The sequence below is a fragment of the Methylobacterium sp. AC433 genome (assembly GCF_979253015.1).
In genome coordinates, this window is sequence record NZ_CEEDBN010000001.1 from 532,526 (window position 1) to 551,324 (window position 18,799).

The window sequence follows — 18,799 nt, forward strand, 5'->3', positions numbered from 1 at the left end:
GCGGCTTGCGGAGGCTGCGCGCGGCCCGCCATGGAGGGCGGTGCCAGCGCCGGCACCGAAGGCCCGCGACACGGCCGCCGCTTGCCCTACTGCACCGCCGGCGTGGACGGGAGCGACCCGGTGGTCGCTGGGACGGACGGTCCCCGGGCGCCGCTCGGACGCGCCAGCATGCGCAGGTAGAGTTCCGCCGATCGCTGCCAGCTGAAACGCCGGGCCTGGGCCAGGCCTCTGTCGACGAGCGCCGTGCGCAGGGCCGGATGGCGGCGCAGGAGGCGGAACTGCGCATGCCAGTGCCTCATGCGCGTGGGATCGGCATAGAGGGCGGCATCGCCGCAGATTTCCGGGAGGCTGGCGCGGTCCGAGACGACGACCGGGCAGCCGAGTGCCATGGCCTCGAGCGGTGGAAGTCCGAAGCCCTCGGTGAGCGAGGGAAAGGCGAGGCAGAGCGAGCGCTGGAGCAGCGCCGCGAGCTCCGCGTCCTCCAGGCGTCCGAGCCAGGCGATGCCCGGTCCCTCGACGTGAGGCATCTGCTGCGCGAAGATTCCCGGATTGCTCTGCCCCACCACCGCGATCCGGAAGCCGTCCCGCACGAGGCGATCCGCCATCCCCAGGATGGCCCCGACGTTCTTGTGGGGGGCCGCGCTGCCGAGGAGCACGATCGTGTCCGCCCCCGACGCCTCCGCGACCGCCCGCGACATCCGGGGGCGCCAGGCGTGGACGTGCTCGTGCCCGTTGGGGATGACGGAGATCCGCTCGGCCGACGCGATTCCGAATGTCTCGATCTGATGGGCGGAGAACTTCGACACCGTGGTGATCGCGCGGACCCGCCGCCCGATCAGGGGCTGGATGATCCTGTACAAGCCTCGGAACGAACGGGAATAGCTCTCGGGGCAGATCCGCGGGTTCAGGTCGTGGATGCAGACGATCTGGTTCGCGATCGCGAGCGGCCCCGTGTTGCCGAGACTGAGGAGGCCGCCCCGGACGCAGGTCGGGAGCTCCGCCTGCTCCCACGCATGGCCGGTGAGCCGGCCGATGGTGCGAACCGGGATGTGATGCAGATCGAGGCCGCCGGCACCCCGCGGAACGGCGAGGTCGAGCTCCACGGCATCGGCGAACTCGCCGCCCTCGCCGACGAGGCGATCCAGCGTGGTCACGATCTGGCGCGCGTAACGCTGTACGCCGGTCATGGGCTGCGCCAAGAAGCGGCCATTGATCGTCCATCGCTGCCGCATGCCGGCCGCCTCCCCACCACCTCCGCACTAGCATCGGCCCTTCGGCGCCATCAGAGGCAATCACGGTCCGCACCGTACCTCGAAGGGTCGGGTGGATGTGCGAAAGCGTGGAGGGGATCCGTCCTTTGGATGACTGCCCGTGGCGTCGGGGATGCCGCACTTATCGGATGCACGGGCGGAGGCGCGAAGAGGCGGACGGTGTCCGCCGGGCGCGATCGCCTAGGCTGGCGGGCATGCGACCGGTTGCAACGCGAGTACGGGCGAGGCCATGAGCAACAGCGTCGTCAAGGAGGCCGCCTTTCGGTCGTATGCCGGCGGGACCTCAGCGGCACCCGCGCCCGCCATCCCCGGCACTTCCAGGCAACGTCCGCGGGGACACGCGCCCACCCGCTCCTGGACCATCAACGGCGATTTCCTCACCCTCAATCCGGAAGGGGTCGCGCGCTACGCGCGCGAACTGGTCCGGGCGCTCGATGCCCTGGTGAGTGAGGGGCATCCGCTCACGGAGGGGCTCCGCCTCACCATCGTCTCGCCGATCGCACCGCGCGAGCCGTTCAGCCTGCGGACCATCCCGGTGCACGTCGTTCCGGAAGCCATCCGTCCGCATCTTCCGCAGGTCTGGGTGCAGTTTCAGCTGCCACGTCATGTCAGCGGCGGCCTCCTGAGCTTCTGCAACCTCGCACCGCTCGCGGTCTCGCGCCAGATCGTCTGCATCCACGATCTGCAGACGCGCCTGACGCCGAAGAGCTACGGGCGGATGTTCAGGTGGATCCATCGCGTGATGCTGCCCATGCTGGGGCGGCGTGTCGCTCGCATCGTCACGGTGTCGGAAGCCTCGCGCCAGCATCTCGCCACCTACGGAGTGGCCGTGCCCGGCAAGATCTCGGTCGGCTACAACGGCAGCGACCACGCCCTTCGCTGGCAGCCCGACCGCGCCGGCGTTCAGCCCGCGCCGAGGCCCTACGTCCTGTGCGTCGGCCGCACCCAGGCCCACAAGAACCCGGAACTCGTCCGGTCGATCGCTCCGCGCCTCGATGCCGCCGGCTTCGACCTCGCCGTCGTGGGCAACCCGGACCAGTTGCGCCCGCTCATGGGCGAGGCGGCCAACCTGCGCTATCTGGGACGCCTCGACGACGACGCGCTGGCCGCGACTCTGCGGGCGGCCCATTGCCTCCTGCTGCCCTCCCGTTTCGAGGGTTTCGGCCTTCCCGCCGTGGAGGCGATGGCCTGGAACTGTCCGGTGATCGCTTCGACGTCGCCCTGCCTCCCGGAGATCTGCGCGAGTGCCGCCCTCTACGCGGACCCGGAAGAGCCCGAGGCATGGGTGGCCGCCATCCTGAGCCTCGCGGCAGACCCGGACCTGCGGGCGCGTCTCGTCGCCGCCGGCCAGCGAAGGGTCGAGCGGTTCAGCTGGCGTGCCGTGGCCGAGACCTACCTGTCGCTGATGGCCGAGATGGACGCCGGCAGGGCCGAGGCGTGACCGCGTGTGCGGCCGGCGGGCTCTCCGCGTTCGCGGATCGGGCGACCGGACGCGGAGTCGCGCAGGCTTCCGGGCAGAGCTGGACGCTGCTTCGGCGGCGGCGCGCGCAGGACCCGCCGGCCGGAGCGACGGTGCCGCCGGAAGACCTGGGGCCGGCCGGATCGGAAACCGCTCCACGCCTCGGGAACGTCAGACCCTTCGCTTCAGGTTGCGTGACATGAAACTGGCAGTCGTGATCCCGACCCTCGGTCGAAACGATCTCCTCTCGCGGCTCCTCGCGCATCTGGCCCAGCAGAGGCGGCTTCCCGATGCCGTCATCGTGTCGGCCGTCGACCCGGACGGGATCGATGAAACCCGATCCTATCCCTTCCCGGTGCGGTTCATCTACGGACCGAAGGGATTGTGCGCCCAGCGCAACCGCGCGCTCCGGATGGTCGTGGACACCTTCGATGTGGTGACCTTCTTCGACGACGATTTCATTCCGGCCGACACCTACCTGGAAGCGCTTCTGGCCGCGATGGCCGGGAACCCGGACTGGGTCTCCGTCATGGGCCACGTGCTCTACGACGGCATCGGCGGACCGGGCCTCAGCTTCGACGATGGGCTCCTCCGCCTCGCGAGCGCCCGGGAACCGACGGGCATGCCCATGACGGTCACGCTGCAGACGGGGTCCTACGGCTGCAACATGTCGGTGAGTACGAAGGCCGTGAAAGGGCTCGCCTTCGACGAGCGCCTGGTTCTCTACGGCTGGCAGGAGGACATCGATTTCACGCACCAGCTCTGGCGGAAGGGCAAGGTCGTGCAGATCGACACCCTGAAAGGTGTCCATCTGGGCCACAAGTCGGGCCGCGTGAGCGGACTGCGCTTCGGCTACTCGCAGGTCATCAATCCGCTCTACCTCATCCGGAAGGGGACCATGCCCGCGCTTTACGGCCTGCGCCTGATCCTCCGGAACCTCCTGGCCAATGTCCTGAAGAGCGTCCGCCCGGAGGCCTATATCGACCGACGCGGGCGTCTCCGCGGCAACCTGCTGGGTCTGTGGCACGCCGCGGTCGGACGCGTCGAACCCGAGTTCATCCTCAGGCTCTAGGCCCGGGTGCCGCCGGGCCGGATCGCGACCGGAGGGCTCCCGCAGGCCTTCCATTCCAGATCGGCGCTGCGTGTGTCAGACACCGTCCGCCTCAGGCGGTGGCGAACCATCGGGCGGCGTCGCTGCGCGGATCGGACGATGCCTGCCTGCACCGATAGGCGCTTCCGATCGCGCTCGCCCCGCCCCAGCCTGCGGAGGGGTTGGTGAGGAACAGGTGCGTTCCCCCGAGTGCGGCCGTTCGCCGGCGAAGCGCATCCTGGAAGGCCTCGTACCCCGAAGGCGGGCGAGCGCCTGGAACGAAGGTCGGAGCTCCGACGGGGGCGATGAAGGCGCAGGTCGTGACCGAGGCGAGATCGGTGACGATCGCGACGGGCGGGGGCTGGTTGCCGGCCGACACGCATCCGGCCAGGGCGAGGCCGAGGCAGGCGTGAGGGGTCAGGCGCAGCATGCGGGTGAGCGGCAGGGGGGCGGGCATGGCGCGGCGACCTATCGGGAGGGCGTATCGCCGGCGCGGAGCGGCGCCTCGGGCGGAGATGCGGGTGCGGCGGCCGAGGCGGGGGCCGGCGACGACTCGAGATGCGAATACTGGGTCGGCGGCACCGGATCGGCCAGTTCGGCCTTCGCACCCACCACCGGTGCGCCGCGGTACCGCTCGATCAACGCGGCGGCGCTGCCGCCGTTCTTGAACTTCCACAGCTTGCGCTCGGCGCCCTCGATGATGAGGGAGTAGACCGCGAGCTCGATCGCTTCGCGGACGGCCAGCTGCGTCGGTTCGTTGCGCGAGAAGCCCGTCTCGGCCTCCAGGATCCGGTCGAGGGCCACGAACTTGTAGATGTTGCCCGAGACGAGGACCGAATAGATCGTCTTCGTGGTGGTGACGCTGAGCAGCACCTGCCCGCTCTGGACCGAGACGACCCGCATGGCCACCGTGACCATGTCGCGGCGGTACTTGGTGTCGAGGCCGACCCCGAGATAGCGGGCGCCGAGGCCCCCCGTCACCGTGTTGGCGTCGTAGGCCAGGATTCCACCCTCCACGAGGAGCCCGGCGAAGCGCAGGGGCGGGAGCGGCTTGGCGTTCACGCCCTCGAACTCCGTCCGCGTCGCGCGGATGAGCTGGCGCTCCTGAAGCAGCGACTGCAGGCCGCCGCGCTCCACCACGTTGAACCACTTGCCGCCGCCGGCCCTGCGCAGGGCGTCGACGGCGAAGGCCGAGCCGCCCTGAGTCACGGCGCGCGAGTATTCGGCGAAGTTGTCGCTCGGCTTGTTCTGTCCGGTGAGGTCGGGGAAGGCATAGATGGCGACGTCGATCGCCCGCTCCGGGGGCGGCAGGGTCTCCAGCCCGATTCCGGTGGGGGAGGCGGGCGTGATCACCGGGGCTTCCGCCAGCGGCTCGCGCTGGCCCAGCACGGTCTCGCATCCGGCCAGTGCGAGGCAGGCGAGGCAGGCGACGAGCAAGCGCTTGGGGAACAGGGTCATCCGAGGGCACCGGGAGGCATTGATGGCAGCGATCCGTCCGGTCGGGGCGCTGAGGACCCTGAGCGGAGCTGCGGTTCCGTGGGATCCCCGCCGGTCCTCGGAGAGCGAGGGCGGGATCTCACGCGAGGGACGAGGAAGGTCAGAAGCCGAGGGGGACCGTCACCGTGGAGACGGTCGCTCCGTCGTTCACGGAAATCTGGACGTTGGGGCCGAGCTGCTGGAACTGAATCGTCGTGCCCTGGACGACGAAGGTACCGCTCTGCTGCGCGTTCTCTCCGAAGATCGCGTTGGTGATGCGGTCGGCCACCGCCGCCAGCAGGCGCGCATTGATGACCGCGGCGAAGTTCGAGGCCGTGGAGGGGGTGTTCCGGGCTTGCTGCTGCTGCTGCGCGATCTGCTGTGCCATCGCGTCCGCGATCTGCTTCTGGCGAACGAAGATGTTCTGTGCCGTCGCCTGCGACTGGAGCCAGTTTCCGTTCAGCGGCGAGCCACCGAAGGAGGGATTGACGGGCTGATAGTTCAGCGGGCTCGCGGTCGCCGGGAACAACGGAACCAGCAACGCGAATATAAAAATGATAAATCCACGTCCTGGCATCGCCGCCCCTCTTTAACCATCCGCGATGAAAAGCCTATCTGCGCAGGCCTGACATCATCGCGAAGAACGAGTCGAGTTTACGCCACTCATTGATGACGGCAACCCGTTCGGATTTGTTGCAAGTGCTGATCCAATACTTCTCTGATCGACAGTGATATTTTTATCACCGGCGTTCGACGACGTAATGGACAGTCCGTAGGATAAATTTGAGCCGTTCTGCGTATTCGTGATGGTGTAACCCGAGCCGACGACGCTGATGTTCGAGGCGTTGCCGTTTCCGATCTGACTGTTCACGAGGGCATTGTTGTCGCCCAGGAGGCCAAGGGTCGATTGATTCAATGCCCCATCCTGGGTCTGTGAGGTCACGTTGCCCGTCCCGGACACGCTGGCGCGGGCCGTGTTGCCGGTGCCCATCTGCGTGATGGCGCTGCGGTTCGCGGTGCCGGACTGATCGATGATCGCGAGGTTCCCGGATTGCGCGGACCCCGCTGCCCCGGATCGGCCGGCCGCGGCGATGGTCTCGGACAGGCTGCCCGTGGTCCGCGATGCGGCCGGCAGGCCCAGCGTGGCGGGCGCCGTGCTGACGAGCGCCGACTCGATCGCGGCCTGGTTCGAGGGCCGCCGCGGGGAGGTCGCGGCCGTCGGATCGATCTGGCCGATATAGACGCTCTGCTGGGCGGCCAGTGGCGTGCCGCTGGCGAGCCCCAGAGCGACCATCAGGGCGCGCGTGACGAGGAGGGTCATGTGGCACCTCATAAGGGCGTCGTCGTCGCGGAACTGGCCTCGCAGCTGATCTGCCGGCCATCGACATCAAGCGTCAGGGTCGCCTCGAATCCCGCATCGGGCTCCAGGCTGAGGCGGACTTCACCGAGCCCGGCCTGGCCGCCGGCCGCGACCTGGAATCGCCCGCCCTGTGACACGCGGGACGAGCCGCCGGGCCCGGTCTTGACCACCAGCAGGGTGTAGGTGCCCGCCGCATCCCGGCGCGCCAGCGCGATGCCGCGCAGCGTCGTGAGCGGGCCCGAGGTCTCCCGCTGGATCCGGCACCGAAGGGCGCCCTCCGCGGGCGATCCGGCTGCCGGTTCCATGCCGTGGGCTCCGATCGCGAGGAGTGGAAGGAGGGCGCCGAGGAGCGCGCCGAGCAGCGGGCGCACCGTCCGCCTCATGGGAAGATCGCGACGCGGGTCAGCAGCGCGACGAGCTCGGCCTGCCGGCGGGTCTGGGTCTTGGTGAACACTGCCGAAAGCTGGGTCCGAAGCGTCGCGTTGCTGAGACCCATCTTGGTCGAGACCTCCGATAGGGTTCGGCCGCTGACGATCTCGATCGCCAGGCGCGCCTCGGCCGGCGTCAGGTCGAACAGCTTCTGAAGGACGTTGAGCGTCGGGCGCGGAGAGTGCCGCAGATCCACCAGGATGATGACCGTGCGCGACCCGGCCGATCCGGTCTGCGCGAGGGGGATGGTGTGCAGCACCAGGGGTGCGCCGGTCGACCGCGAGACCGTCACCCAGGTCTCGGTCTCGATCTGCAAGGCTTGGCCGGCCTGTTTCAGGAGGCTGCGCAGCGCGCGCCGGCTTCCCTCCGGAGATGGAATGCCCAGCGCTCCAAGTTCCTGCTGGCCGAGAATGTAGGCGGCCGTCGTATTCAGGTCCATCGGATCCCCATCGGAATCGACGACCACAGCGCCGCAGCTCATCCTGTCGAGCAACTGCAGCAGGGGCTGGCCTGAACTCACGATGACTCCGCAACGCTTTCAAGATGCTCAGCATCTGTAGCGAATTTCGATTAATTTTTACAACCGAGATGCCTCCGAAATCTCTCCGGCGTAACCGGTTGAAATTACGGAGCTCGTATTGCCCAGGTTTGATCGAAGGCGGCGGCAGCGTGATATGGCGCTGCAACACGCCAGTACGACACCGATACCGGTGCGGATTCCGCGACGTCATGGGCTGATCAGCCAGCTCTGCGGCATGCAACTGCGAACCCAGTTCTCCGCGTCACCGAGGGACGCGAAGATGAGCCCTTCAGCCTCGAACGGCCCGAGCCCGAGTTGCAGGAACCAGCCGCCCTCCGCCTCGACGAGGAGCGCGACCAGACGGCCGTGAACCCAGATCAGATAGGCGCTCTCGTGTTCGAGGGAGGACGCCGCCCTGATCACTTGAGATGTCACGTACGGCATGACGGCGAAAGGCCAATCGAAAGAACAGGTCGGAGTGCCTGCTGGAGGCTCGATAACTAGCGCTGAAGTCGCTCGACGCGCATCATCTGTTTGGATGATTAACTTTAATCTATGATCGATGTGTCTTTCGCGACGTCGTTCTAAACAAATTCTGAATCGTCATCCAATTGGATGATGTGGCTTGGCCGGACACTGTGTAGCTAAAAAATCGTTAAGGATCGAATGCCCGGCGGGGCGAGCGAGTATATCCTTTGACATAAACTGCGGCGCAAGTCCGCTCGTCGACACTTGGGAGGAGGCGAAAGCCTCTACTCCGCACAGGAGTTTAGCCATCATGCATAAGCATCTTCTCGCTCTTTCAATGGGCGTTGCTGCAATCGGCCTGACGACGTCTGCTTTCGCAGGTGATCGCAATACCGTTGACTTGACCCAGAACGGAACCGGCAACCGGACAACGACCTCTCAGCAAGATGCGTCCGCAGGCACCCGATACATCCGCGTCAACCAGGACGGTACCAGCAACACCGTCGATGCCACCCAGGCCGGCGGCTCCGAGAATGGACAGATCTTAGTCGACCAGAAGGGCGTCGACGGCAACACCGCGACGAAGAATTCGGCGACGGCGACGCAGGGCAGCGGCTCCACGAGCAGCTTCATCCAGATCACGCAGGGCGGTTTTGCCGACGGCGGCAACAACAGTGGTACGGCCACCGTGTTCCAGGGGCAGGGTAACGACAACCAGGCCCGCGTGAACCAGACGGCGACGCTTGCGATCACGACGGTGAATCAGGTCGGCAACGGGAACCGGGCGACGACCGATCAGACCCAAAATTCGGACCGGGGGAGGGGTTCAGCGCAGTACTCGTCCATCGTTGTCGATCAGCAGTCCAACAACAACCAGGCTTATGCGCTTCAGACGACAGGGTTCACCAACGCAAACATCTTCCAGGGCGGCGGCGGTTCGCATGTGGTCGAGTCGTATCAGACCGGAGGGACGGCAAACCTGACCGTCCAGCAGACCGGTGTCTCGAACAGGACCTACAATCTCCAGTCGGGCGCCGCCAACGGTCGCGACGCGACCATCGTGCAACGCGGCGAGCGTGGCTACGTGCAGAACGTGCAGTCGGGTTCGATCAACACCTTCTTCGGCATCCAGGATGTCGGCAGTGTGCAGAGTCAGATCTACAATACACAGAGTGGCAACAGCGTCTTCGCCGACACGTATCAGGGCAGTGGCACCAATAACCTGATCGTCAACACTCAGAGCGGAACCGGTGGAAACGCGAGGCTGTACCAGTACGGCAATAATGACAACACGATCTACAACACCCAATCGGGCACGAACGACATCTCTCTGATCACTCAGAACGGAAACACCAACTACGTGCAGCTCGTGCAGAGTGGTTCGGGCGTTGCCGGTAACAATGCCGAGATCGTCCAGTCCGGCAACAACAACACCGTCAACGGCATGCAGATGCAGTCCGGCGGCCCCGGCGGGCAGAACGTGATGACGATGTCGCAGAACGGTTCGTTCAACACGACGTCGTTCAGCCAGTCTGGCAGCGGCAACGTCGCCACGGTCCGCCAGTAAGCGCTCATGGGCGCGACGCGGCGACCGGCCTCCCCTGGATGTCGGTCGCCGCGTCGAGCATTTCGGCTGCAGCTTCCCAGCCTTCGCATTCCCCTTCCGAAGCGACGTCCGAATCAGCGTGACGGCATCCGCCGTCGCAGCTTCGACGTCGCACAGCGCATCGTCCTGTCAGAGCGGCTCATGATCCGGTTCCTCACCACGGCGGCTCTCGTCATCCTCGCCGTTCCGGTCCTCTCGGTGACGAGGGCGCAGGCGCAGGCGCCGATGCCCGCAGCGGCCTGCAACGCGGATTGTGTCCGCTCGAACGCCGACCGGGCGCTTCAACCCTGTGCGTCCCAGATCGAAGCGCAGGCTCCCAACGACTTCGACTGGATCTCGCGACCCTACGGAGGCATCTTCCAGGAAGCCGATCCGCCCGAGGTTCCGACATCTTCCGTGGTGCGCTACCGGGGCGATTCCATCCGTTTCCTGAGCCCGCAAAGGGAGTGGGCGCGGATCATCTACGAGTGCAGTTGGGACGCGGCCGCCGGCAAGGTGATCGCCGTGAAGGTCCGGATCGGCCTCCTCGGCAAGCCGAACGCCGTGGCGACGGCCCCGATGTCCGGCGCTCGGCCGCCCGAGGCGGCGAGGCCGGCACCCGCCATGGTCGCGGCTTCCCCCGTCGCCGCAGCGGCCGCCCCTCCGGCCGGCCGCCTCAAGGTCGGCGAACCGACGATGACGGAAGTGCGCCAGGTGACGCCGAAGCCCGGGACCGTGCGCTGATCCCATAAGGGATCGATCATCATCGGCGATTTAGAATGGCGCGGACGTCTCTGCGGCGGCGCCGTACGGTCGGTGGCAAACGTTCTTGAGATTAAGGGCCAGCCCGGGAAACGCGGCGGCCCCTCGGGGGAGGGCTTCTCATGCGGTCGATCGCATTCGGTCTCGTCGCTGTCCTGTCCATCCTCGCGGTCGAGGCAAGCGCCGCGCCGCAAGCACCCGGCGGCGAGGCCGAACTCCTGGCCCAGTTGCGGGCCGGCTCCGGGGGAACCGCGTCCCAACTTCTGCTGCCGACCTCGGGTTCGACCCTGACCCCCCAGGGGTCGGCCACGCCCCGCTTCCTGCAGGCGAGCGCGGCCGGACCCGTCGCCTTCGCGCCGCTGGTGGAGGCCGCCGCCCATCGCCACGGCATCGCGATCGACTTCTTCAAACGGCTGATCCGCCAAGAGAGCGGCTACAACCCCAACGCCGTCAGCCGCGCCGGCGCGCAGGGCATCGCCCAGTTCATGCCGGGCACGGCGGCGATGATGGGCCTGGACGATCCGTTCGACCCGGCCAAGGCCCTGCCGAAATCCGCCGAACTCCTGGCCACGCTGCACCGGCGCCTCGGCAACGAAGGGCTTGCGGCCGCGGCCTACAATGCCGGGGAGGGCCGCGTGCGTGCCTGGCTGTCGGGCCAGGGCGGCCTGCCGCTGGAGACGCGCAACTACGTGCGGGCGATCACGGGCCGGGAGGCCGAGGAATGGGCGCCGGCGAACCTCTCGGCGATCCTGATGCCGGGACCCCTGCCGGCGGCCCGCGGCTCCGCCTTCACCGGAGCCTCGGCCCGCATCTCGCCGGAATGGGCCTTCGCCCTCACGATCCTGCCCTCCGGGGCCGCGAATTCGGCCTTCGCCAAGCCCGCTGCGTTCCGGCCTTCGCAGACGGCTCAGACGGCTCAGACGGCTCAGGCGGCCGGCCGGCCGGGACGGAGGGTCGGACGTCCGGTCTCGGGCGAGGCGGCGCTGTGCGAGGGCATGCGCAGCACCGGCTGCATCGTCGCGGCCGTCTATTGAGTCTATCGCTGGTCTACGCGCAGGACGTTGCCCTGGCCGGCCTGCACCGCCGACATCCGGTTTGCGTATCCGCCCTGGATCGCGACGATCGTCTGACCGGACCCGGATTGCTGCAGCGCGAGGGCGTTCTGGCTCCCCAGCATCACCGCCTCGATGGTGTTGTTCCCGCCGCTCTGGATTGCTGCGACGCTGTGGTTCCACCCCGTCTGGTGGATCGCGAGACGGTTCGCCGAGCCGGTCTGCTGCACGTCGAGGGCATGAGTCTCGCCGCTCGGGGCCAGGAGGTGCGGCTCCGGCCCCGTGCCCGGCGAAGGGGACGGGGCCGCCGAAGCCAGTTGGGTCGATCGCATCGCGCTCGGCGAAACCTGGCCGATCCAGATCTCGTTCGCCCGTGCCGGAAGTAGGCCGTCGAGAAGGAACGCCGTGGCGCAGGTCATCCAAAGGGCTGGACGAGAAAATCTGCGCATTGTCTAGGATCCGGGCAGCCTTTAAGATCCCGAGATCAATAAGGTAGCCGTCTTTCCGGTGAGTTAAGTTGCGATTGGAAATCGAACCCGTGCCGCAATCGACGTGTGACCTGACGTGAAGACACTGGCACTCCGACTTTTCTGGGCTGCAACGGCGGCCCTCGGGCTCTCCGGCGCACCGGCTCGCGCGCAGACGGCCGGGAACGTCAACGACTGCACGTTGATCCAGGACCCGACGGAACTGCGCAATTGCATCCTGCGCTTCGAGGGACAGCGGACGCCGCCACCGGTGACGCTGGAGAGCGGGACGGACGCGAACGGGCGCCCGATCCCTGCGGGTGACGGCACGTCCGAGCCGCTCGCGGCCGCCGTGCCGCCGCCCTCGAAAGCCGGTCAGCGACTGCCCAGATCGAGCACGGTCCACGGAACCATGGGCCGGCCCCGCGGCAACCGGAATCCGCAGAAGCTTCGACCGCAACCGCGTCCGAGGGGACAGGATGTCTGGGTCGAACAGCTCAGCCTTCCGAATCGCAAGGGAAAATGACCTTTATCCGCCGGGACGGTCGACACGCCTCCTGGGCGCCTGGGCCGTTTCGATCCATCCGAACCTCCGGTGAGAGACTGTCGGGCGGGAGCGCGTCTGCACCCGGCGGTCGGGGACCGACGCTCGCGCCGCCCGCCGTCGCGGCCTCGCTCACCCGAAAGGATGACGTGCGCCGCGGGCCTCAGCCGACGCGCAGGAGAAGGGCGACGGCGGCGACCGCGATGACGGCGAGGGTCGCCAGGATCTCGCCTCCGCGACATACGAACTGACTCGGCGCGTTCTTGGGCGCGAACATTCCGAAGGGGTGCAGCACGCGCGCGACGACGAGCCCGATCAGGAGGCTGCGCACCAGGGTCGGGCCGCCACCTCCGGCCTCCAGCAGGCCGATGAGGAGGAGGGCCAGCGGCACATACTCCCCGAAATTTCCCTGCGCGCGAATTCGCTTCTCCAACCCTGCCTTGCCGCCGTCACCGTGCAGGACATCCGCGGAGACGCGGCCGGCCATGACCCAGGCGGAGAGCCCGACATAGAGGAGCGCGAGCACCGCCCCGGAGAAGGCCGTCGAGGCGGGATAGATCACGCGTTCACTCCGATGGATGGCAAGGCGAAGGGCAGGACCCGGCACGGGCAGGATCACGAACCGTGAATCCCTGGGGTGACCCGATCCTGTGCTTCAGGCGGCGATGGGACGGAGACCCGGCACCGGCGGAGTTCTCAGCGCCGGGCGCCGTGTTCGTGGATGGGGCACCCGTTGAAACGCTGCCGGAACTCGGCCGAGTGCGCGTAGGGGCTCTTGCGCGCCCGATTGATGTTGCCGAGGGGCTGGTGGGCGGCCAGCCCCGTCCAGACGCTGAAGCGCATCTCCTCGTCGACCGCCTGGACGCGGGCGGCGTCCCAGCTGTCCTGCGGCCGGACCGTGATGAGGCCGACGCGCTGGAACGGCGCATCAGCCTCGCTCCACTCCACCGTCGGATCTTCGACGGACTGGCGGTCGAGGTCGCGGCAGAGCTGGACGCGGAACTCCCAGGTGCCTACGAGGTCGCGCATCTCCGACCGCACCGTTTCGCGGATCGCATCGGGATGGCTGGACGCGTCGATCTCTGACCCGGTCAGCGCGGTGAGTGCGGGGGCGACGGGGGCGACGGAGAACTTGGCGATGTGGTCGCCGTACCGGAACGGCGTGACGCTGTAATAGGTCTCGCCGAGCGGGTCGACGTTCGGCGCGCCGCCGAGGGAGGCCAGCGTCGTGCTCTCGACACCCACGGCGTGCAGCGCCCTGTTGACCCCGCGTAGCACCGTCGAGGCCGCGACCTTGAGGCCCTCGACCCGATCGGTGGTGGCGGCCAACAGCTTCAGGCTCCCGAGGAACGTCTCGGCGCTCGGCGCCTGGAACACTTTGCCGTTGACCATGATGAAGTCCTGGGTCGTGCCCTCGGCATCCGGCAGACGCTCGCCCTCCACGTCGAGCACCTTGAGGGCGAGGCCGCGCGGCAGGGAGACGGCGTCCGGCAGTATATCGCCCGCATTCGTCGACAGGCGCAGATAGACCGTGTGCTCGCCGGGCTTGGCGAAGAGGCCCTGCGCCAACTCGGGGGGCAGGTTCGCGTCGATCCTCAGGACGCCATCCAGGATGCCGTGCGCCTTGGCGTGCACCGCGCGGACCGCGTGCCCGGAATCATCGGCGACGGTCCGCAGGATCTTGTCGAAGGTCTCGTTCAGCCGCTCGATGGTCTCCCCTTCGTCGGGCTTCACCTGTTCGACTTCGGTCGTGTAGCGGACGGGCGCTTGCAGGATCATGGGCTCGGGCGGGATCACGGGGCTGGGTATGGTCACGCATCCCGGTCGGGACACGCCCGAGGTGAACCGGCCTCCCGGTCCTCCGTTCCGGTCGCCTCCCCGTTCAAGGCTCCGTGAGCGCGCCGGTCGGGAGCTCCGACGCGACGGGATCGTCGGGACCTCGAATGGCCGGGCGCGCTCCGCTGGAACCGCCCTGCGCGGTGTCGCCGCTTCCGCAGGCCGAATCGCCCGCCGCGCCCGTTCTCGGGTCTGATCCGGACGGATCTCGTTCGAGACGCGGAGGGGAGGGGACGTCGATGCCGATCCGCGGCCCAGCTCCGGGGCCTCAGGTCACGGGGGTGGTCCGCCGGCCCTGTCCGGTTCGCCCGAACGGTTCGCTGGCCCCCGACGAAGCCTCGAAGACCCGCGGACCGCAGCACGGATTTTCGTATGCCGGACCCGGACCGTCACGGCGCAAGCGCCGTCGAGGGTCCTGAGGCCGGGCCGAGGCCCCGGAACGGCGACGTCGACGTCGCTGCTCCGGGAGCGGGGAGGGTCAGGCGGCTTCTTCGTGATAATAGTCGCTGTAGTAGCGTCCCTTGTAGAACTCGAGACGCTTCAGGGCGGCGATATCGGCATTGTTGAGGACGACGCCGAGGGTCCGCTCGTGGATCGCGCCGGCGTTCGAGAGTGCCTCGACGACGGCGTGCTGGGAGGTCTTGCCCCATTCGACGACGTACACGAACGCATCGATGAGGTGAGCGGCGGCCTTGGCATCCGCCACCGACATGATGGGAGCGAAGTCGACAAAGACGTACTCGTAGGTCCCGCGCGCATCCGACAGGAGCTGGGCCATCGCCATCGACGAGAGCAGCTCGGCCGTGTTGGGAATCCGCTGCGGCACGACCGCCGGAAGGAAGTCCAGGCCGGTCTCGGTGTCGCGACAGACCCCGTCCGCGAGGCCCACCGCGCGGCGGAGAACCTCGACGACACCGACCTCGGCATGGGGGGTGAGATTGCGGGTGAGGGTCGGGTTGCGCAGGTCGCCATCGATCAGCAGGACCCGGTGACCGGTCTGGGCCACCAGTTCCGCCAGATTGGCGGCCACGGTGGTCTTGCCCTCCTTCGGCAGGGACGAGATCAGGCCGATGACCCGCACCTCGCGTCCCAGGCGCGCGATGTCGATCGAGACCTTCACGTTGCGCAGAACCTCCGTGTAGCGCGAGAACGGCGTATCGACGACGTGCCGGAAGCGACTGCCCTTCCCGAGGGCGACCTTCGAGGTGACGTTGATCGCCGAGGGCAGGCTCGCGCCGGAATCCGGGACCGACGGAAGGATGCCGATGCATTCCAGGCCGGTCTGCTGCTTGATCTCGGCCGGGGTGCGGAAGAAGCTGTTCAGGAGCTCGAGGCCGATCGCCGCGACGACGCCCATCATGAAGCCCGCGATCGTGCCCGCCGGAACGATCAGCATCGTCTTCGGACCGGATTTCCCCGACGGCTCCGTCGCCGGCGTGATCACGCGCGCATCGGTGATCGGGAAGGTCTGCTGCTGCGTCGCCTCCTCGAACTTCTGCAGGAAGCTGTCGTACAGATTGCGATAGGTCTGGGACGAGCTCTCGAGTTCGCGCAGCTTGACCTGCGCCTGGCTGCTCGTGCCGGCCTGGTCGACGAGCTTGGAGAGGCTGGTCTCGAGGGAGACCTCGCGCGCCCGGGCAATGTTGTAGTCGCTCTCATAGGTCTGCGCGATTCTGCGGACCTCGTCGACGATCGAGCGCTTGAGCTCCTCCATCTGGTTGCGGAGATTCACCGTGGCGCTGTGCTGGGGGCCGTACTTGGCCGACCAATCCGCCTCCTTGCGCGCGGCGTCGAGGTACTGCGCGCGAGCGCGGTTGATCACGTCGTTGCGCAGGGCGTCGGCGACCGTCGCATCCGGCAGGTTTCCGTTGCTGATCTCGCGGACGCGATCGAGGCGGGCCTTGGCTTCCGCCGTGACCGCCCGCGCCTGGATGAGCTGGCTGTTCACGTCCGCCAGCGACTGCTCGCTCATCAGGCCGCGGCTCGTGTCGACGATGTTGTTCTCGGACTTGAACGCCTGCACGGCGAGGTCGCTCTGCGTCGCCTGCGCCTTGAGCTCGGTGATGCGCTCCTGCAGCCACCGGCTGGCACGGCGGGTGGCCTGGAACTTCGCGTCCAGCTCGCCGACCATGTAGGCGTCCGCGATCGCGTTCGCGAGGCGGGCCGACTTCTCGGGATTCGTGGTCTGCACATCGACCTGGATCACGTAGGTCAGGCCGACGCGCTTCGCGGTGACGCGTCTCACGAACGCCTGGATCGCGTCCCGCTCGATGTCCTCCTGCGAGCGCACGGCCGGTTCCGAGTCGTCCCAGGAAAACAGCGAGAGCAGCGAGCCGATCAGGGACGGCGAGCCCGAGCCGACGAATTCCGGGTCCTTGAGGAGCTGCTGGTCGCGAATCACGGACCGCGCCACGCCCTCGGATTTCAGGATCTCGACCTGGCTCTCGACGGCACCGGCATCGACCGGGCCACCGAAGTTGACCTCCTGCTTCGAGAGGACATTGTTCTTCCGGGTGTCGATCAGCAACTTCACCGAGGCGGTGTAGCGCGGCGCAGACGTGGCGACGTAACCCACGGCCAGAAACATGCCGACGAGCGTACAGGCCAGGATCACGGGCCACTGCCGGCGCAGGATCATGACCATATCTTTGAGGTCGAGCTTCTTTGCCGGCCGTTCCTGTGGCTCTTCGGGCATGGGACGCGTCTGGTCCAGCAGCTTCAGCATCCCGATATTCTCCCACCGGTCATTTGGTGCGTTCGAAGACAATGTAACAAGGTGCCCTGTCCGAGATCGACCAGGCAGGCTCAGTGTCTGAAGCCCACTTGGTGCCTATCGCCGGGTTAGGCCGGCAATGCGTGTTTAGAAAGGCATGTCCGCCTGACCATCCCGTCGTGCCGGACCTTGAGGACGGAGGCCCGACATCGTGCCGCCGTTTCCCGGCCGGTTCGCCCTGACCCGGGTGCCGCGGGTTTCGATGGGCCGACGCGTCGACGCTGGAGCCGACAGCTTCGGGGCCGTCGGCGTTCCAAACGCCGGGTCGCCCTCGGCGATCGCCCTGCCGCGATTCGTGCCGACACCGATGGGTCCGCGAGGAACGCCGACTCGGCGAACCCCGCCGAAGATCCGGAGCAAATTCGGTGCCGTCCCGCCCTTCACAGGAAGACGGGCCGTTGCGGTGCAGCAAATCGGCGCGCCGCCGGCGAATCGAACAAAGGGACGATCGAAGGCGATGCATGGGGCGCGATTGCGAAGACGAGGCGGCGAAACGCATTCGGACGCTGCGCTGACCGACGATCTTGAGGGGAGCCGGTCCGACCATCCAGTCTTTGGACACACCCTCAAATCGGCAACCTCCCACCTGCGCGCTGCAACACGGCAAACCCGGTCGCGGCTGGCTGCGTAGAAGGACTTTAGACCAAGCAACCCCTCTTACAAGGTGCTGACCGTTAAAAATTTGTGCGCCGCAACGACCCGAGCGCGGGCGGGAAGTTTTTTTGCCGGGTCTAGGGTCTGAACGCGCTCACCGAGCCGGACCGGCTGGAGAGGGGATCCCCGCTGCTCGACGAACCGCGCGTGCCGGCCGCCGCGATGAAGTTTCCGCTCAGGAGGTAGACGGACCCTGTGGGAAGCACGCCGCTGCTCCTCTCTAGCGGTGTGCGCGGATAGACGCCCCCGCCGGGAACGCTGTCGGCCACTTCGCCCGGCGGCACGGACGGCGGATCGACCGGAACGGCCTCCGTCACGATGTCGCCCGCCACGCCTTCGAAGCCGCGCTGAACGTCCTGGTTGCCGGCGACCACCACAGCGCGCTGCATCCGAAGCGCGATGGTCGGGCTGCTCCGCATGCAGATCACCGCCGCCGCACCCAACCCGGTGCCGAGCGCCCGCATCTGGTCGGCGGTTCCCTTGCCGTTCAGCGTCAGGAGTCGATCGACCAGGTCGGGACTCCGGAGGGTCGCGTTGCGGACCTCGATCGCCATCGTCCCGCCGCCCGCGCCGAACTGGGTGAGGAGAGAGGCCGGATCGGCCGCGAGACGCTCGGCGGACGCCTCGACTTCGGTGGAGCGCGCCGGCATGCACCCGTCCGTCGCCGCCGAAGCGCCGGAGATCGAGAGGCCCGTGGAGACGACTGCTCCGAAGAGAGCCGCGTAACGTCTGCTCATTGACCCAAAGCCCCGAACCGGCAGGCACTTCCTGCTCGGACGGCAACTTTAAGCCATGTCGTCCAGTTCCACAATCAAATGTCCGCGATATTCACAGGTCGGAAACCGCCGATCCGGCGGGTCGATTCTGTAGATCCATGATCCGAATCGGCGCTGGACTTCGGCTTCGTCGAATCGCGGCCGGGCACTCTGGGGTGCATTCCGTAAAGGGCGGACGCGTGAGCTTGATCTCGCTCGCGGCTGTTGGGTGGTCGAGGAAAACGTCAGTTCGGGACAATTCACGACGGGAAGGATTCCCGGCTGGTCCGTCCGGTTA

Annotated in this window: 18 protein-coding genes; 5 read left to right on the forward strand and 13 right to left on the reverse strand. The window is 67.4% G+C overall.

Annotated features, from left to right (window positions below):
- Positions 1–86 precede the first annotated feature (86 nt).
- Positions 87–1,232: a glycosyltransferase family 4 protein gene (locus tag AC0IWM_RS02560; protein ID WP_471752922.1), complete on the reverse strand. Its 1,146-nt coding sequence runs from the start codon at positions 1,230–1,232 to the stop codon at positions 87–89.
- A 268-nt stretch (positions 1,233–1,500) separates the two neighbouring features.
- Here AC0IWM_RS02560 and AC0IWM_RS02565 point away from each other — a divergent pair, with 268 nt between their 5' ends.
- Both AC0IWM_RS02565 and AC0IWM_RS02570 read left to right on the forward strand, forming a co-directional pair.
- Positions 1,501–2,712 carry a glycosyltransferase family 4 protein gene (locus tag AC0IWM_RS02565; protein ID WP_471752923.1) on the forward strand — a complete coding sequence of 404 codons (1,212 nt, stop codon included), beginning with the start codon at positions 1,501–1,503 and terminating at the stop codon, positions 2,710–2,712.
- A 217-nt stretch (positions 2,713–2,929) separates the two neighbouring features.
- Complete coding sequence (locus tag AC0IWM_RS02570) at positions 2,930–3,802, forward strand: glycosyltransferase family 2 protein (protein WP_471752924.1); 873 nt, start codon at positions 2,930–2,932, stop codon at positions 3,800–3,802.
- Between the two features lie 91 nt (positions 3,803–3,893).
- On the opposite strand, the gene AC0IWM_RS02575 is transcribed toward AC0IWM_RS02570, so the two are convergent.
- The 7 genes from AC0IWM_RS02575 to AC0IWM_RS02605 form a co-directional block, all read right to left on the reverse strand.
- Positions 3,894–4,277 carry a hypothetical protein gene (locus tag AC0IWM_RS02575; protein WP_471752925.1) on the reverse strand — a complete coding sequence of 128 codons (384 nt, stop codon included), beginning with the start codon at positions 4,275–4,277 and terminating at the stop codon, positions 3,894–3,896.
- 11 nt (positions 4,278–4,288) lie between these two features.
- The gene (locus AC0IWM_RS02580; protein ID WP_471752926.1) at positions 4,289–5,278 is read right to left on the reverse strand and encodes a CsgG/HfaB family protein; all 990 of its coding nucleotides are present in this window, start codon (positions 5,276–5,278) and stop codon (positions 4,289–4,291) included.
- Between the two features lie 139 nt (positions 5,279–5,417).
- Positions 5,418–5,825 carry a curli assembly protein CsgF gene (locus AC0IWM_RS02585; RefSeq protein ID WP_471752927.1) on the reverse strand — a complete coding sequence of 136 codons (408 nt, stop codon included), beginning with the start codon at positions 5,823–5,825 and terminating at the stop codon, positions 5,418–5,420.
- 102 nt (positions 5,826–5,927) lie between these two features.
- Positions 5,928–6,617, reverse strand: coding sequence for a hypothetical protein (locus tag AC0IWM_RS02590; protein WP_471752928.1), 690 nt, complete (start codon positions 6,615–6,617; stop codon positions 5,928–5,930).
- Between the two features lie 8 nt (positions 6,618–6,625).
- Positions 6,626–7,039, reverse strand: a complete 414-nt coding sequence (gene csgH, locus AC0IWM_RS02595; RefSeq protein WP_471752929.1) for a curli-like amyloid fiber formation chaperone CsgH — start codon at positions 7,037–7,039, stop codon at positions 6,626–6,628.
- Positions 7,036–7,605, reverse strand: a complete 570-nt coding sequence (locus tag AC0IWM_RS02600; protein ID WP_471752930.1) for a helix-turn-helix transcriptional regulator — start codon at positions 7,603–7,605, stop codon at positions 7,036–7,038. The genes csgH and AC0IWM_RS02600 overlap by 4 nt, the downstream gene beginning before the upstream one ends.
- Before the next feature lie 207 nt (positions 7,606–7,812).
- The gene (locus tag AC0IWM_RS02605) at positions 7,813–8,028 is read right to left on the reverse strand and encodes a hypothetical protein (protein ID WP_471752931.1); all 216 of its coding nucleotides are present in this window, start codon (positions 8,026–8,028) and stop codon (positions 7,813–7,815) included.
- A gap of 355 nt (positions 8,029–8,383) precedes the next feature.
- Between AC0IWM_RS02605 and AC0IWM_RS02610 the strand changes: the two genes are divergently transcribed.
- The 3 genes from AC0IWM_RS02610 (at position 8,384) to AC0IWM_RS02620 (ending at position 11,454) form a co-directional block, all read left to right on the forward strand.
- Positions 8,384–9,640 (forward strand): hypothetical protein, encoded by a 1,257-nt coding sequence (locus AC0IWM_RS02610; protein WP_471752932.1) that lies wholly within the window; start codon positions 8,384–8,386, stop codon positions 9,638–9,640.
- A gap of 180 nt (positions 9,641–9,820) precedes the next feature.
- The gene (locus AC0IWM_RS02615; protein ID WP_471752933.1) at positions 9,821–10,402 is read left to right on the forward strand and encodes a hypothetical protein; all 582 of its coding nucleotides are present in this window, start codon (positions 9,821–9,823) and stop codon (positions 10,400–10,402) included.
- Between the two features lie 140 nt (positions 10,403–10,542).
- Positions 10,543–11,454: a lytic transglycosylase domain-containing protein gene (locus AC0IWM_RS02620; protein ID WP_471752934.1), complete on the forward strand. Its 912-nt coding sequence runs from the start codon at positions 10,543–10,545 to the stop codon at positions 11,452–11,454.
- A gap of 2 nt (positions 11,455–11,456) precedes the next feature.
- On the opposite strand, the gene AC0IWM_RS02625 is transcribed toward AC0IWM_RS02620, so the two are convergent.
- The 5 genes from AC0IWM_RS02625 to AC0IWM_RS02645 form a co-directional block, all read right to left on the reverse strand.
- Positions 11,457–11,804: a hypothetical protein gene (locus AC0IWM_RS02625; protein WP_471752935.1), complete on the reverse strand. Its 348-nt coding sequence runs from the start codon at positions 11,802–11,804 to the stop codon at positions 11,457–11,459.
- Positions 11,805–12,646: 842 nt separating this feature from the next.
- Entirely contained in the window at positions 12,647–13,045 is a 399-nt protein-coding gene (locus tag AC0IWM_RS02630; RefSeq protein WP_471752936.1) for an MAPEG family protein, read from the reverse strand.
- A 134-nt stretch (positions 13,046–13,179) separates the two neighbouring features.
- The gene (locus AC0IWM_RS02635) at positions 13,180–14,262 is read right to left on the reverse strand and encodes a catalase family protein (RefSeq protein WP_471753098.1); all 1,083 of its coding nucleotides are present in this window, start codon (positions 14,260–14,262) and stop codon (positions 13,180–13,182) included.
- A gap of 535 nt (positions 14,263–14,797) precedes the next feature.
- Complete coding sequence (locus tag AC0IWM_RS02640) at positions 14,798–17,044, reverse strand: polysaccharide biosynthesis tyrosine autokinase (protein WP_056477628.1); 2,247 nt, start codon at positions 17,042–17,044, stop codon at positions 14,798–14,800.
- Positions 17,045–17,823: 779 nt separating this feature from the next.
- On the reverse strand, positions 17,824–18,396 hold the full coding sequence (locus AC0IWM_RS02645) for a hypothetical protein (RefSeq protein WP_471752937.1): 573 nt from the start codon (positions 18,394–18,396) through the stop codon (positions 17,824–17,826).
- Positions 18,397–18,799: the final 403 nt, after the last annotated feature.